The sequence below is a fragment of the Synechococcus sp. UW140 genome (assembly GCF_900474295.1).
GTDB lineage: Bacteria > Cyanobacteriota > Cyanobacteriia > PCC-6307 > Cyanobiaceae > Synechococcus_C.
In genome coordinates, this window is record NZ_UCOB01000012.1 from 119,756 (window position 1) to 135,176 (window position 15,421).

At 39.7% G+C, this 15,421-nt stretch carries 14 protein-coding genes; 13 read left to right on the forward strand and 1 reads right to left on the reverse strand.

Annotation, left to right across the window (positions count from 1 at the left end; all coding sequences use genetic code 11):
- The first annotated feature begins 1 nt into the window (after nt 1).
- The 13 genes from DXY10_RS04735 (at nt 2) to DXY10_RS04790 (ending at nt 15,021) form a co-directional block, all read left to right on the forward strand.
- Complete coding sequence (locus tag DXY10_RS04735; protein WP_136989061.1) at nt 2-1,027, forward strand: nitroreductase family protein; 1,026 nt, start codon at nt 2-4, stop codon at nt 1,025-1,027.
- Nucleotides 1,024-2,202, forward strand: coding sequence for a polysaccharide pyruvyl transferase family protein (locus tag DXY10_RS04740; RefSeq protein WP_115016680.1), 1,179 nt, complete (start codon nt 1,024-1,026; stop codon nt 2,200-2,202). The genes DXY10_RS04735 and DXY10_RS04740 overlap by 4 nt, the downstream gene beginning before the upstream one ends.
- On the forward strand, nt 2,199-3,248 hold the full coding sequence (locus DXY10_RS14225; RefSeq protein WP_136989063.1) for a hypothetical protein: 1,050 nt from the start codon (nt 2,199-2,201) through the stop codon (nt 3,246-3,248). The genes DXY10_RS04740 and DXY10_RS14225 overlap by 4 nt, the downstream gene beginning before the upstream one ends.
- A gap of 1,081 nt (nt 3,249-4,329) precedes the next feature.
- Nucleotides 4,330-5,559 (forward strand): glycosyltransferase, encoded by a 1,230-nt coding sequence (locus DXY10_RS04745; RefSeq protein ID WP_115016681.1) that lies wholly within the window; start codon nt 4,330-4,332, stop codon nt 5,557-5,559.
- A gap of 1 nt (nt 5,560) precedes the next feature.
- Complete coding sequence (locus DXY10_RS04750; protein WP_115016682.1) at nt 5,561-6,436, forward strand: sulfotransferase domain-containing protein; 876 nt, start codon at nt 5,561-5,563, stop codon at nt 6,434-6,436.
- A 440-nt stretch (nt 6,437-6,876) separates the two neighbouring features.
- A complete protein-coding gene (locus DXY10_RS14460; protein ID WP_256359471.1) occupies nt 6,877-7,596 on the forward strand; it encodes a glycosyltransferase in 720 nt (239 codons plus the stop codon).
- A gap of 87 nt (nt 7,597-7,683) precedes the next feature.
- Nucleotides 7,684-8,322: a sugar transferase gene (locus DXY10_RS04760; RefSeq protein ID WP_115016684.1), complete on the forward strand. Its 639-nt coding sequence runs from the start codon at nt 7,684-7,686 to the stop codon at nt 8,320-8,322.
- A gap of 7 nt (nt 8,323-8,329) precedes the next feature.
- The gene (locus DXY10_RS04765; RefSeq protein ID WP_115016686.1) at nt 8,330-9,508 is read left to right on the forward strand and encodes a pyridoxal phosphate-dependent aminotransferase; all 1,179 of its coding nucleotides are present in this window, start codon (nt 8,330-8,332) and stop codon (nt 9,506-9,508) included.
- A gap of 4 nt (nt 9,509-9,512) precedes the next feature.
- Nucleotides 9,513-10,499, forward strand: a complete 987-nt coding sequence (locus DXY10_RS04770) for an NAD(P)-dependent oxidoreductase (RefSeq protein ID WP_115016688.1) — start codon at nt 9,513-9,515, stop codon at nt 10,497-10,499.
- Entirely contained in the window at nt 10,496-11,005 is a 510-nt protein-coding gene (locus tag DXY10_RS04775; protein ID WP_115016690.1) for a GNAT family N-acetyltransferase, read from the forward strand. The genes DXY10_RS04770 and DXY10_RS04775 overlap by 4 nt, the downstream gene beginning before the upstream one ends.
- Entirely contained in the window at nt 11,002-11,961 is a 960-nt protein-coding gene (locus DXY10_RS04780; RefSeq protein WP_115016692.1) for an ATP-grasp domain-containing protein, read from the forward strand. The genes DXY10_RS04775 and DXY10_RS04780 overlap by 4 nt, the downstream gene beginning before the upstream one ends.
- A 53-nt stretch (nt 11,962-12,014) precedes the next feature.
- Nucleotides 12,015-13,136: a DegT/DnrJ/EryC1/StrS aminotransferase family protein gene (locus DXY10_RS04785; RefSeq protein ID WP_244281934.1), complete on the forward strand. Its 1,122-nt coding sequence runs from the start codon at nt 12,015-12,017 to the stop codon at nt 13,134-13,136.
- Nucleotides 13,093-15,021: a nucleoside-diphosphate sugar epimerase/dehydratase gene (locus tag DXY10_RS04790; protein ID WP_115016696.1), complete on the forward strand. Its 1,929-nt coding sequence runs from the start codon at nt 13,093-13,095 to the stop codon at nt 15,019-15,021. Before DXY10_RS04785 ends, DXY10_RS04790 begins: the two co-directional genes overlap by 44 nt.
- A 134-nt stretch (nt 15,022-15,155) precedes the next feature.
- Here the strand turns inward: DXY10_RS04790 and DXY10_RS04795 are convergent.
- On the reverse strand, nt 15,156-15,421 hold a 266-nt coding region (locus DXY10_RS04795), incomplete at its 5' end, for an autotransporter domain-containing protein (protein ID WP_136989065.1).

Sequence of the window (15,421 nt, forward strand, 5' to 3'; positions counted from 1 at the left end):
GGTGAGCGTTTTTAAAAAATTGAAGAAACATTTAAATTTCTACCTATTGGTTATATTTAGTAGTTCAAGATTCTTATCTCGAATCTACTTTGTTTTTTCTCCTAGGTTTGAAGAAGAAAATTTTCGCGTGTTAAAAGGCCGACTTAAATATTTAATTAATATAAAATCAAAAAACTCAAACTCACTGCTAAGGCGAAATATCCATCGACTTGAAAAAGGCATGTATATGAAAAATAGGCGAAAAAAATTTGCCACTTCCTATATAAAAGAAACTGTAGAGATGTTTTTAAACTATGATCACTTTGATGTTAAATCAGATCAAGAATATCTATGGAGCTCTCATGTCTTGTCTAACTATTTTGATATATGTGAGCTAAATCATGACCTATTGATGACTAAAAATAAATTTGTATCCGTCATAAAAGAAAAACATACTTTGAATGCCACTAAAGATTATATTTCCAAATCTAAACTTTCACTAAGCCCGCTTCCAACTTTTAGTGAATTTCAAAATCTTTGTCACTCTAGAGCATCAGTGAGATGGTTTACTGACCAACAGCCTCCAATCGAGTATATTCGAAAGGCCTTAAATACTGCGTCTACATCACCCTCGGCTTGTAATAGGCAACCTTATCGATTTATAATTAGTCGTAGTTCTAAATTCACGAAAAGTATTTTAGATTGCACTGGTGGTACTGCGGGTTTTGCCCACCAAGTCCCTGCGCTAGTTGTGGTAATTGGGAATTTAGATTATTTTGAATTAGAGAAAGATAGACATTTAATATATATTGATTCATCTTTGGCTGCAATGCAATTCATGTTGTCGTGTAAGACACTAGGGTTGTCGACTTGTACCTTTAATTGGCCGGATGTCGGTCGTGAAGACAAGAAAATTTCTAAAGTTATTGATTTAAAAAGTAGTGAGCGAGTTATTATGTTAATAGGTGTTGGCTTCGCTGACGATAAAATACAAATACCTACATCACAAAAAAAACAAAACAACGACCTTTTTACCGAAATTCAATGAAACAGGACTTAATTATCGAAATCCGTAAAGCTGGATTTGTAAACAAAGGGGCAGAATTAATGCTCTTGTCAATTATAAATCAGCTCAAAAATAAGTACCCTCTATCCAAAATTACTTGTTTAACAACTCATGAAGGTGGACATTTTCCCTATTCTAAGGTTAGTAAACTAGGAATTTTGCCGAAAGGTGAATTATACAAGTCTGGACTAAGCTTTAATTATCTATTTGAGCTTTTACCATATCAATTACTTAAAAAATTTGGAATCATCCTTGCTTCTGAGGTAGATGTGATAATTGACTCTGCAGGCTTCGCTTATAGTTCACAATGGGGAATTAAAGAAACACTGGAGCTATATAAGTCAGTTAATGAAGCCAAAAAAAACAAGAGTTGCTATGTCCTACTTCCTCAAGCATTTGGTCCTTTTCACGATAAAAGACATCGAAATATCATGAGGCAGATATTGGAAAAAGTCGATCTTGTTTTTGCACGAGACAGTGTTTCATACGCAAATTTAATTGATCTTCAAGCTAAAAAGGCAAATATTGTTCAAATGCCTGACTTTACTAACTTGCTAAAAGGGAAATTGCCTATGGATATAGATCCAATTTCTTTAGATGTCTGCATTATTCCCAATAAAAGAATGTGTGATAAAACAAATGAAGACAAAGATATATACATAAAATTAATTTCAAAAATCGTTAAGTATTTGCTTGCATGTGGCCGTTCACCCTTTTTCCTAATTCATGAAGGTGAACCTGATTTATTGCTTGCAAAAAAAATCATATCTACCAGTCGGCTTGTGAATCTCCCTATAATTCAACTTGATGATCCACTTTCTATAAAAGGGATAATAGCTAATTCAAATCTTGTAATTTCTAGTCGTTTCCATGGAATCGTAAGCGCTCTCTCTTCAAATGTACCCACCCTGGCAACAGGTTGGAGCCATAAATATGTTTGTTTGTTCGATGACTATTCTTATCCACAAGGATTGCTAAGTACACAAGTCTCCGACAAAGAACTTTATTCAGCATTAGATCAACTTATTTCCAAAGAATCTGCTGAGCTTATATCTAAAAAATTAGAGTACGAATCATCAAGATTACGACAACTGTCTCTTGATATGTGGAATCAAACCTTTGAGACAATAGACCAATATTTAAATGATTTGCGATGATTTCAGATATCTTATTTATTCTTCCATTCCAAGCCTCATCTGCTAAAAATCTTTCATCTAAATATAAGGCATTGAGATCCATTCTAGAGACAAAGTCAGATTTATATTTTATTGACTTGCCTGGCAAAATACCTAAACGTCTTTCTATTCTCTATAATACCCTAATAACACATTCCAAATCTAAAGTGGTTTATTATAGAATTGGCAATATAATTCTAAATATTTTCTTCCTTTTTTTTGCAAAGACAATAACTCCAAATGCCAAAATATATGTAGAGTTCCCCACTGTTGAGTATTTTAATAGACACGCTATTAAAAACAGCTTCCTGAAATTTATAAATCATTTAATAATGTTTATATTTGCCGATTTTATTGTTGCGATAGGAGTCCCTACTGCTTTAAAAAATAGTTCAAAGCTGATACCAGCTAGAAATGGATCAGTATATCCCTTCAAATATCATAATTGTAATTATGACATAAATTCTTCTGAAATCCTCCGACTAGTCTGTTTTGCGAATGTATCAAATATTCACGGTCTTGATCGTATTCTTAATTCTATTAATAACGAATTAAAAATGTTTGGACGTTGCCCCACCAAAATAAGTCTATATACAACTTTTAATAATTATTGTGAGGATTTAATGATGGAATATAGAAACCTTATAGATTTAACTCTCTTTGAAGTGAATCCGGTGATATCAGAAATTAATTTGAGGAACGAAGTAAATTCATATCATTGTTGTATTGATGCATTAGGTCGTCATAGAGTTCATGATTATTATAATTCATCGCTAAAGTTTCCATTTTATGCATCTTGTGGTATCCCAATTATCACAAGTAGTAAATTAGATTGTTATAAGTTAATCGAAAATATACAGGTTGTAGAAGCCAATGACAATCCAATAGATCTACGTTTAATTAGAGAATGGCTTTCCACTAACACCAATAGACACGCTAAAAATAAAGGTTATTATGAAAAATATCACACTTGGGATGCATCCTACAAGAATGTTTTTGACTCTATAAATCATAGTCTGACATTATGATTAGATATCTGATAGTTATTCTAACAGTTGCTTATAGCATTTTAGTCTCGTATTGGGGAAATCTTCAAACATATGGAGATCTATCTAAATACAGATATGTTTTTGAGTCAATATCCTTCAACTCAAAAAATATTGTTAACTTCTATGTAAATATGAATCAATATGACACATTGTATGAGCCATTGTATGCATTTTATATTTACATATTCTCTAGACTTTTTAACTATAACTTTTTCTTTTACAGTTCTGCTTCTATCTTTGTATTTCTCTTAATCGTCTATAATTTAGTTGATAAAGAAAATAAAGTCAATTCTATTATTTTTACCCTCATTACCTCATCTTCCTTTTACTTTTATGTATTATTTACCAATATTGATAGACTAAAATTGGCTATAATTTCTATTTTTCTGGGCCATCTGCTAAGAAAATCTACACGCAAATATTTTAATTTGATTGGAAACTATTTTGTTGTTAGTTCATTTATGATTCAGGCATCAAGCATATTGGTTATTATTCCATATTATGCATTACAATCGAAGCAAAAAGCCCCTAATCCGCACCTAAATATTACAAATATAGGTAGTAAGATTACTGGAACAATTAGAAACCTTGTAAGGTTATTAAGCTTAAAAATTAAACTATCTTCTATTCTTCCATGTTTGCTTTTGTTTATTATGACCATACCTTTTTTCCTTGGAATATTTGATAAAAAAATTGCTGTATACTTATTTAGAGACCCATTCACAATTTATAGTACCGCACAGATCTTTTTCTTTGCAATACTTTTTATGCTTTCAAGTAATGTATCAAATTCACGCCTTAAGTTAAACTTGAATACATTTTTATCCTTTATTATACTTGTATCTTCAATGATTGCAGTTAGCCTGTTAATAGGCTTATCCAGAGTAAACATATTATGCTTCTACCTCTCAATGTTAATATTCATCTCTAATTCTTCCAAATCTAATTTTGCTTTAAAGAAATTGACATTATGCTTATTCAGTATCTTATGGCTGTATACGCTTCCAAGTTCAGTAATTTACTTCGATAGAATAATTCAAAATGGTTTTGGTTTTGCAGGATGAATAAAAACATAAATGCTACTGAGAAAAAATCAATTCTAGGGTTTGGAACATTGCCCACTAGTGATTTTACTAGCGGAGCGGCTGAAGCTTTTTCCAGCTTATTCACTCAATTAGAGAATACACAATTTAAAGTAAAAAAGATTAATTATGCGAAATTCTCTTTCGCCTTCAAATCTCATATTAATATACTTGCTAGTACTATACGATTTCTTGACACAATTTATACGGTTTTTGCTGCAGTTGTGCTGATACCTTTCTATGACCTCATCTATATTTGTTTATCTAGAAATCTCTTGTTTTTCTTAGCACGCGATTTGCCTATAGTTTTGCTTTCGAAATTATTCATGAAAAAGTCTGTCGCTGTTTATCATGGCGGTTCATATTTTACTTTAGGCCTTAAAAATAAGCTTCAAAGAAAAATTTTCCATAATTTACTTAATCTTCTTGACGCAAAAATAATTATATCCGCGACATTTGTGTCTGATTATAATTTTATGAAACATTCTAAGCTTCATATTATACAAAATTCACCCCCTTCACAAGAGTTTGATTTAATCAATAAGCAATTATGCAGATATGATTATCTCTCTATTTCCCCTAGAAAAAATTTAAATCTTCTTTTTCTCTCAAATTTAATGCATGAAAAAGGATATCTTGAATTAGTTGACTCTGTGATCACCTTAAATTATAGCTATAAATTAAATGTCGTATTTAATCTACACATTTGCGGATCTTTTTCAAGTACATTCAGCTTGCCAAAATTTAGCAATCATCTTGTGAATCTTCACGGAATACACAGATGCAAGACATATGACTCAATTCAAAAGTTTATAAAAAATATCGACTCTATGGATTCCATCAAATTTTATGGTCATATTGATAGCACCCAGAAGTTAAATTTTCTGTCATCATCAGATATTTATTGCTTACCGACTTATTATCTGAATGAAGGTTTGCCCATATCAGCAATAGAAGCCATGGCCTATGGTATGCCAATTGTTGGTACACCATGGAAAGGAATGGTTGATATTATTGATGAAAACCACAATGGTTTTTTCGTTGAGCCTCATAATACCTCATCGATTGTTCATAAGCTATTACAATTTACAACAAATCCCTCATTGCTCCAAAAAATGGGGGCTAACTCTCTATTAAAATACAAAGAATTTTCTTTCTCTCGCAATTTACAGTCATACATCAAACTCTTTGATTCTCTATTGTCTTAATATGATTAGATCCTTTACCCTTTTAATAGCCGAGATTTTGTATATCTTTTTGCCTAGGTGCTTTAAGCCGCAGAATATCAAAAACTTGCAACTTTTAAAATCACTAGCACAAGAGCATGAGGTATTTATATTGTCTTCTTATCCACGAAGTGGTAGCACTTGGTTTCGAATTCTTATCTGTGATTACTTATCCCAGCTTCAATTGCGCGATTCCTCATCAACTTTGCAAAAAATCAGGCAAGTTAATCGTCTTTTCCCAGACATAGAAGAAAAATTTATTGCTAAAGACGATATAATTAATTTTGAAGGAAAAATATTTTTCAAATCTCATCTTAACCTTTCATTACTCTCTCTGATCCTAAATCCCTCTCGAAATAAAAATATTAAATTTATATACTCTTACAGGGACCCTGTCGACATGATAGAGTCATATTATTCTTACTCAAAACTCAAAAATCGCAACAAAATACTGCGTTTTTTGGGTCAAACTGTTTTTGCAGCATATTCGTCTAGAGTTGTTCGCTCTCATCTTTTGAGTGCCTGTCATGCTTTAAACACAATACCAAATAATGTCTTTCTAATTGAGTTTAAATTCCTGAAGTTGAATACTTATCAAACTATAGAAAGCGTCTTGCAATTTGCGGGCCTACCTGTAAGGTCAGTATTTTTAAATAATTCAATTGCTTCTACTAATATTAATAAATTGCGCACGGCTGAGCGCTCTGTTAATGTTAATTTAGCGAATCAAGCATTTTTTAGGCATGGCAATATTGGCGCAGCCTATAAATTATTACACAGCCGATCACTTAAGTTGATAGCAAAGCTTTGTGCTAAGCCTTATTGCATTCTTTCTTTGGCATGTGTAGCTCAACAGTGAATAATCAAAGTTCTTTTACAAAAAGGATTTTGGTTTCAAACCAGGCTATTGGCCCTCTTTTTGAAACTGTTATCTCTTCACTTCGCGAGAGATATGAAGTAGATGTATTTATTGGCGCTAGATTTGTAAAAAAATCTCTTATGTCGAGGCTATATTCATGGTTTATTTATTCCCTACAATTCACAATCTACCTTCTGCTTAACTCACGTAAATATGATCTAATATTTGCTTCTACTAATCCACCACTAGTCCCCTTACTTTGTTTATTTAGCCGAAAGCCATATTCTTTGCTAATATATGATCTATACCCCGATGTTCTGCATTCACTAAACTTCCCTCGGGGTTTGCAATATATACATTCACTTTTTGTTAAAATATGGGCATCATTTAACCGTAAATGCTTCTCAAAAGCCTTCGCAATATACACATTGTCTGGTCAAATGAAAGTAGGGGTTAGTAATTATATTAACAATCAAAGCAATTGTAGTCTATATGTAGTCCCACCGTGGTCGCCTCACTCAATTGATTCTCATTCCAACAATAAGGATAATGAGATACGAAAAAGGTTTAATATATCAATGGATAATAGAATCATTGTTTATACTGGAAATATTGGTTTGACTCATCCTTTGGAGCCCGTTATTGAAGCCTTTTATATCTGTGAAGCTTCCCAGTCTTTTAATGATTTTATCTTCCTCATCGTAGGTGATGGTTTAAAGAAAACGAAGCTATTCAATTATGCGCGTGAGTTAGACTTACTCGATAAGAAAATTTTCTTTCTCGACCGCCTTGTTGATGATGACTTCTATTCGTTGTTATCAATTTCAGACATGTCAGTTGTCGCCTTAGATGCTGCTCTTGCACAAGCATCTCTACCAAGCAAAACATTTACAGCATTGTCATTTTCACTGCCGATATTATCAATATCAGACGAAAAAGCAGCTCTTTCTATTCTAGTTACAGAGAATGATTGTGGCTTCTCAATCCAGCCAGATTCAGAATGTGCAGTTGCAATTGCTCTTCTTTTACAACAGTTGTCAAACAATCACTTCATACTTGATGGTAAACGAAATAATGCTTTTTTTACATCGCAGAAATTCACACCGAAAAATGCTGATATCATACTTCATGAAACACATCTTAGTTGGCCCTCAAAATAGATTTCACTTGCATGTTGAGTTATAATTTAATCTCTGAGCTCAAAAACTTTCTTCTTTCACATATTTTCTATTTGACTTTCCCTTTCTATGACTAAGCTACTCGTTTTTTTAATTTACTCCTTGGTCTTTGTTCTTGCCTCCCCACTCTATCTGGTGGTTTATATCCTTGTCTTCTTAATTGATGGAAGTCCAGTAATTTTTAAGCAAGAAAGAGTGGGCATCAACCAAACGAGATTTTACCTTTATAAATTTAGGTCTATGCGCATTAACTCTCATATTATCAAGGATGGTCTTGCAGTTTCCGAGAACGACAATCGTTTGACTAAATTAGGCTCATTTCTTAGAAAATCAAGTCTTGATGAGATCCCCCAGATTATCAATCTAATTAAGTTTGATATTAACCTTGTGGGTCCTCGAGCGATGCTTCCTGAACAATTGCCTTATTTAAGCCAGATACAAAAGAATCGTTTTTTAGTTCGACCGGGTCTCGTCGGTTACGCTACAATTAAGGGTAGAGCCTCAATCCCTTGGTCAAAGAGAATTCATTATGATTTGCTCTATGTACAAAAGAAAAATTTCTTGCTTGATATTTATATTTTATTTAAGTCTATTCCATTAGTCCTTTCTGGCTCTAATGTTTATTACGATCACAAAAAAAACGGCCCTGCTTTTGATTTGACTTCACCCGATAATTTGCCGCAGGCTAAGTCTTCTGAAATTAATTAATTAAATTATGTACGATTCAAGGCTCGACAATATTACCTCTCTTGAATTCTCTGCTGTTGCTCGCAAAGCTCGCAATGATGGACAAAATCTGATTTCCTTAGGACTTGGTGAGCCTCATTGGGATCCTCCTATTGAGATTACTAATCATCTTTCCCAAATAATAAAAGACTCATCCTTTGGCTATTCATCTCCTTATGGAGAGACATCATTGCGAGAAAGCATACTCTCTGATCTCAACAATAAATATCAACTTAAATTTAATCTTTCCAATGTTATGATTACCAATGGTGCAAAGGGTGCCCTTACTCTTGCTTTGTCCTCTATTCTTGAAGCTGGTGATAATGTACTAGTAGTTGAACCTTGCTACGTTTCCTACATTCCTCAAATATTTCTAGCGGCACCTAATACATCTCCGATATCATTTAAACTGGATTCTAATTTTGATTTTGACTTTGTGCAATTAAAAAAAGTGCTCCTCGACAAAAAACCTAAGTGCATACTTATTAGTTCTCCATGTAACCCTACAGGCATTTCCTTGTCAGCCGATGAGCTAAGTAATTTGGTATCACTCGCACGCCTAGTTGATTGCTATCTCATCGTTGATGAAATTTATTCCGATCTATCGCTAGAGAGCAATGTTAACTCTCGCTTCACTACATCTCTTTCTCTGTTCAATACTTATAATAAGTTGATTTATATTAATGGCTTTTCTAAGACTTTCGCTATGACCTCTTGGCGTATAGGTTTTCTTATTGCGAACAACTTTGTCATTAATAGGTCCTTAAAGCTTTTACAGCATCAAATTACCTGTATCCCCTCCTTTCTGCAAAAGTCCGCGTCTAAATTTCTCCATGTTCACCCATCCTGGGTTCATGACAAATGTTTATCTCTACGCAAGAATTTGAATCTATTTAGCCAAGTTATCGAGGATCATTCACTTTGTGATATTATCTCCTTCCGTAGGCCTTCTCATGGCATGTTTGTGTTCCCTCATGTGGATCTGCCCAATTTCGATTCAGACAAATTTTCCTCCAATCTTTTGAAGTCTAAATCAGTTGCTGTTGCCCCTGGAAAAATATTTGGATCAAGTTGGAATAATTACATTAGGATTTCTCTCGCTTCTCCCTGCGACGTCTTTTCAGAGGGTATCCACAAGTTGATTTACTTTATAAAAGAATCACCTTGAAGTTATGACTCTTAAGGTAGTTGCAACTAAGTTTTTTCAAGAGCTTGATCAAAAGTATTTTTCTGATTCTCTATGCCATTTACCCGTCCAGTTTCACTTTCCTTCCAATGAAATACCCATTAATGACTTTCTTTTAATGCATTCTGGTGTTGATGTATTTTTGGGGCCACCACCTGATGAACAGCACTTAATCAGAAATATTCGATCTTTAAAATTAGTTCAGGTTCCTTGGTCTGGCCTTGATGCTTGCAACCTTTCTGGTGTTTCATCTCTAAATATTCCTTTTGCAAATTCTCATTCCAATGCTAAGTGTGTTGCAGAATTTGCTTTCTCTTTATGGACATCTTTGGCTAAATATATTCCATTTCACCACTATGACCTAGTATTTAATGGCAAGAATCACAGGCCTGGAGACAAAGATGGGCACTTTCCAAGTCTTAGTCTATCTGATTCTATTTTTGGTATTTGGGGCGGTGGAGCCATAGGCCGTGAACTCATTACTTTTCTATCACCTTTTGCAAAGCGAATATCTATCTGTGGTGGTGGTAGATTTTCTGGCACAATAGATGTTGATTATTATGACAAGCATGAGTACATTAAGTTTCTTAAGGCTGTAAATGTACTTTTTGTATGCCTTCCTCTTTCTAGCCTTACCCGGAATATATTAAATAAACAAAGTATTCAGTACCTGCCCAGAGGTTCGCTTGTTGTCAATATTGCACGTTCAGCTCTGTTTGATGAAGATGATTTGGCTCATTCATTGCTGTCAGATCACATCAAGGGCTTTGCGTCAGACTTCAATCCAGCTCTGTCTAGTTTGATCTTGTCAAATCCAAGTCTGCGCCATAAAATAATAATCTCACCTCATCGAGCTGGCTTTGTGGAACATAAGCTACCTCATCTTGATGATGCCATTTTAAATATTTCTCGCCTTGCTACATGTCCTCGAGACAATTATTCTAATTGCCAACTTATCAATCTTGTTCAATGATGCATTCCAAAGACATTTATTTGAGGCCCTTAGAAATTGATGATCTTCCTTCCCGTGTCAAATGGTTTAATGATCCGGATATCAATCGCTTTCTGGTGTCTGATTATCCTGTTTCCCTAGCTAAAACCAAAGTTTGGTTTTCAAGCGCATGTACTGACCCCTCCAAGTTAAACCTTAGCATTTGTCTTGTGTCTACCAATCAGCTTATTGGAATGACAGGTTTTCTGCAAATTGATCAAAAAAACTCTAAAGCTCAGTTTTATATCACAATTGGTGAAAAGCATTTCTGGGGTCGACGATTTGCTGATCAAGTCATACCTTTAGTCCTTGATCATGGGTTTAATTATCTGCGGCTTAATAAAATATATTTGTGGACTCTTACCGTTAATGCTCGTGCCCGTTCCGTTTATGAACGCAATGGTTTTGTCGAGGAGTGTTATCTTAAGCAGCACTTGCATTGTAGAGGTCAATTCAACGATATTATTCAGCATTCCATTTTTAGATGATAAATATATTGATTTCATCAATCGGTAGGCGTGGTTACCTTGCTGATTTCTTTCACGATCTGTCTCCCGATATTTTTGTTGTCGGCACAGATATGGACCCTTACTGCATTGGCTTTTCTAGTTGTGATAAATATATCTTGGCCCCGCCTATTGATGACGATGGATACATACTCCATTTGTCCAACGTTTTAGACGCTAACGATATACACTTTTATTTCTCTGCTAACGATTTTGATGTTTTGACAATATCGTCCTCAATTGCAGAAATCTCTAAGCATTCGAACGCGTTATTTATTGGGCCTTCTCATGATTTTGCCCTTAAAGTATTAGACAAATCTTTGTTTGCCTCTTTCGCTCGGCCTCTTGGCATAGCTACTCCTCCGACAGTTTTGCTTTCTGATGCTTCTGCTCTCCCTTTTGATAAAGCTGTTGTAAAGCCACGATTGGGTAGTGGTAGTGCCAATACTTATATTGTTTCATCTGAAAGCGAGTATTCTGGCTTGTTGGAGTATTTGTCCAATTGTTTTTCTCTTGATGACTTCATTGTTCAGGAATTTGTGGATGGAGTTGAGTATAATATCGATATCCTGTATGGCGGCTGTTCGAGGGTCCTTTCTTTTTGTGTAAAAGAAAAGTTGTATATGAGGGCTGGTGAGACTGATAAGGCCCGTTTGTGCGACCCCAGCAAATTTTGTGATCTAATTGATAGTTTGCGCGGATTGCCTCATCTTGGCAACCTCGATGTTGATTTGATTCGCTCTGCTGATGGTTCCTTCTTTCTTATAGATGTAAATCCCCGTTTTGGTGGTGGTTATTTCTTCTCTCATTATTTTGGCGCGAATTTCCCCTACCTCCTGCTTAAGAATCTTGGTATCGCTAGCGACCTGACTCCGTCTTCGCGATTTTCTAACTCGGCAATTCTTGCTAAGTCCTTCTCCGTTTGTTCTGTTGGTTAGTGTCCTATTCTGATTTTCCTGTTTGGCCTTCTTTTGATGCTGATCAGATCCAAGTGGCCGCATCCGTACTTGCTTCTGGGCAAGTTAATTCTTGGACTGGAACAGAGACTAAAACTTTTGAAAGTGAATTTTCGTTCTGGTCAGGATGCAAGTATTCCGTCGCTATCTCTAATGGGTCTCTGGCCCTATCTGCCGCTTACTTGTCACTTGGTTTGTCAAAAGGTGATGAGATTATCACTACCCCAAGAACTTTCATCGCCACTGCTTCGAGTGCTGTCCTGCTTGGTGCTATCCCTGTCTTTGCCGATGTCGACTCTGTCTCTGGGGCAATTACAGCGGCTACCATTGCTCCCCTAATCTCATCGCGTACAAAGGCCATCGCCGTGGTGCACCTCGGCGGTTGGCCTGCTGACATGCCGGCGATTTGTGATCTCGCGCGCGCCCACGACATCGCTGTAATTGAAGACTGTGCCCAGGCTCACGGTGCTCGCATCAATGGGCAATCAGTTGGCAGCTTCGGCGATGTGGCGGCTTGGAGCTTCTGTCAGGACAAGATTCTCACCACCGCAGGCGAGGGCGGCATGGTTAGCACCTCTCGCCCTGAACTCTGGGATGCCATGTGGGCCTTCAAGGATCACGGCAAAACCCATGAAGCGGTCTTCGGGCTCGAGCATCCACCCGGCTTCCGCTGGCTGCATGATCGTTTCGGGTCCAATTTCCGGCTCACTGAGCTGCAAAGCGCCATCGGACGCATCCAGCTTCAGCGCCTGCCGGAGTGGACCACTATTCGCACGCGCAATGCTCTCTTTTTAGCGGAAGCACTGCGCGAATTGCCAGCTGTACGTGTGCCCCTACCGCCAGAGCACCTCACCCACGCTTGGTACAAGTTCTATGCTTTCGTCCAGTCTGAGGCACTTGCCGATGGCTGGAGCCGTGATCGCATCCTGTCGGAGATCGCAGCACTCGGTTATCCCGCCCTATGCGGGAGCTGTAGCGAGATCTACCTGGAGAAATGCTTCCAGGATGCTGGGTTGGCGCCCGCTGAGCGACTGCCTGTATCCCGGGAGCTTGGAGAGACCAGTCTGATGTTTCTGGTGCACCCGACAATTACCCCTGAGCAGATGGCGGGCTATGCCCAAGCCGTCCGTTCAGTGGTGCAAAAAGCTTGTCGATGAAGATGCGCTAGCTTCTGCTTGCCCTGTGCAGCCACTCAAACTGACTGGCTTTTCCCCATTCTCACGCCGATTTTTACTCTTCGCCATTGATGCGCTCCTGCTCCCGCTGGCTGTATGGCTGAGCTTCTGGCTGCGATTGGCACATCCCCTTCATTCTAACTTCGTTGCTGCTGGAAGTTGGTTGTTGTTGGCCGTACTCCTGTTTGGCCTTCCTCTCTATGCCTTAACGGGCCAATACAAAGGCCTCACCCGCTACGTGGGCAGTGCTGCCCTCTATCGCCTGGCCGGGCGCAACGGACTTCTGGTCCTTTTGTTGGCTTCTGTTGGAGTGATACTGCGACTGCCAATGCCGCCCCGCAGCAGCTGGATGCTGCTGTGGTTGCTACTCACAGGCTTCACAGGCGCGGTGCGCTTTACTCTGCGCGATGTGTTGCTCAACTTGCGCTCGACTCAGCACAAGCAGCAGTTGCGTGTCGCCATCTACGGCGCTGGTGAAGCCGGTGCTCAGTTGGCAGCTTCTTTGCGTTTGGCCGGCAACCACCGGATTGTCACCTTCCTCGACGACAACCCAGGCTACTGGAGTCGATCCATCAACGGGGTGGCGATTCGACCGCCCCAGGCGTTGATCGAACTGGAGAGCTTGATCGATCAGGTGCTCCTCGCGATTCCCTCCTTGCCCCGCAGTGAACGGCGCCACATCGTTGACCGCTTCCAGAGTCTTGGCATCCCCGTATTGCAGGTGCCGTCGGTGGATGACCTCACTTCAGGACGCGCCCGCATCGATGCCTTGAGACCGATCGTGATTGAAGATCTGCTCGGACGCGATGAGGTGCCTCCCGACCCCCACCTGCTCGGGCCTGGTATCCGTGATTCGGTGGTCTGCGTCACCGGTGCTGGGGGTTCGATTGGTTCAGAGCTCTGCCGCCAGATCCTGGCTTTGTCGCCGGCGCGGTTGATCTTGCTGGAGCGTAGTGAACCTGCGCTCTATGCCATCGAGCAGGAGCTCCGTTCCCTAGTGCCGGATGGAGTGGTGCTGCAGCCAGTGCTGGGTAGTGCGACCGACCCGCAGCTCCTGCAGAGCTTGTTCGTTGATCAGTTGGTGCAGCTGGTGTTCCATGCCGCTGCTTATAAACACGTCCCCCTGGTGGAGGCCAATCCGTTAGCCGGAATGGCCAACAACGTGTGTTCCACCGATCAGGTCTGCCGCGCTGCAGTCGCCAACGGAGTGGGTCAGGTGGTGCTGATTTCCACCGATAAAGCCGTGCGTCCCACCAACGTGATGGGGGCGTCTAAGCGTCTGGCTGAATTGGTGGTGCAGGCCCACGCCGCTGAGGTCACGAGCACCCGTTTATCTATGGTGCGCTTTGGCAATGTGCTCGGTTCCTCTGGCTCGGTTGTGCCCCTGTTTCGCCGCCAGATCGCTGCCGGTGGACCTATCACTCTTACCCACCCGGAGATCATTCGCTATTTCATGACGATCCCCGAGGCGGCCACGTTGGTGCTGCAGTCGTCTGTGCTCGCCCAAGGCGGGGATGTGTTCCTGCTCGACATGGGCGAACCGGTGCGGATCAAAGCCCTGGCTGAGCAGATGGTGCGCCTGAGTGGGTTGTCACTGCGTGATGCCGCAAATCCGGATGGGGACATTGAGATCATCTGCACCGGCTTGCGCCCTGGCGAGAAGCTTTACGAGGAGCTGTTGATTGATGCTGAGTCCCAGCCCACAGTCCATCCATTGATTTATCGGGCTGAAGAACAATCCCTTCCTCCCGAGCAGCTTTGGCCGAGACTTTGTGCTTTGGAGTCGGCGATGGCGGCGCAGGATGTTGAAGCAGCACTTGCGCTTTTGGGCGAACTAGTGCCGGAGTGGCGAAGCTCCTCTGCGTGAACTGTGTGCTCTCAGCGTGTGTATAACTGAGTTGTCCAGTTGCTGCAGCCAGCACACGTCATTAGCTGCTTTAGACCCTTCAATGCCAATTTATATAAGAAGCGATTATTAGGGCTTGATGCCGTTGAAATGGATTAGAAAGACCAACGGAAGCCACCGCCGTAATTGATGGATTGTGTGCTGGAGGGTGAGAGCTGCCCGCGACCATTGAGGTAGACGGAGAAGCGGTCGTTGATGGCGACATCAAGGCCGAGTCCGACGTTGAACCAGGAGGAGGGAGCGGGGGTGCCATCAACGGAGAAGGACCCTTTGGGAGAGGAATTAAAGCGCGCGGTGAGCGTGCGATTGGTATCACCAAGATCCCAGGCATAGCCGAGGCTGAGGCGTGGGATAAAGGTGG

What these genes read in the sequence shown, in the direction of transcription:
- DXY10_RS04765 (WP_115016686.1), top strand. Translation starts at nt 8,330, where the DNA reads ATGTACGATTCAAGGCTCGACAATATTACCTCTCTTGAATTCTCTGCT.
- DXY10_RS04745 (WP_115016681.1), top strand. Translation starts at nt 4,330, where the DNA reads ATGAATAAAAACATAAATGCTACTGAGAAAAAATCAATTCTAGGGTTT.
- DXY10_RS04790 (WP_115016696.1), top strand. Translation starts at nt 13,093, where the DNA reads ATGCCCAAGCCGTCCGTTCAGTGGTGCAAAAAGCTTGTCGATGAAGAT.
- DXY10_RS04760 (WP_115016684.1), top strand. Translation starts at nt 7,684, where the DNA reads ATGACTAAGCTACTCGTTTTTTTAATTTACTCCTTGGTCTTTGTTCTT.
- DXY10_RS04750 (WP_115016682.1), top strand. Translation starts at nt 5,561, where the DNA reads ATGATTAGATCCTTTACCCTTTTAATAGCCGAGATTTTGTATATCTTT.
- DXY10_RS14460 (WP_256359471.1), top strand. Translation starts at nt 6,877, where the DNA reads ATGAAAGTAGGGGTTAGTAATTATATTAACAATCAAAGCAATTGTAGT.
- DXY10_RS14225 (WP_136989063.1), top strand. Translation starts at nt 2,199, where the DNA reads ATGATTTCAGATATCTTATTTATTCTTCCATTCCAAGCCTCATCTGCT.
- DXY10_RS04775 (WP_115016690.1), top strand. Translation starts at nt 10,496, where the DNA reads ATGATGCATTCCAAAGACATTTATTTGAGGCCCTTAGAAATTGATGAT.
- DXY10_RS04740 (WP_115016680.1), top strand. Translation starts at nt 1,024, where the DNA reads ATGAAACAGGACTTAATTATCGAAATCCGTAAAGCTGGATTTGTAAAC.
- DXY10_RS04770 (WP_115016688.1), top strand. Translation starts at nt 9,513, where the DNA reads ATGACTCTTAAGGTAGTTGCAACTAAGTTTTTTCAAGAGCTTGATCAA.
- DXY10_RS04780 (WP_115016692.1), top strand. Translation starts at nt 11,002, where the DNA reads ATGATAAATATATTGATTTCATCAATCGGTAGGCGTGGTTACCTTGCT.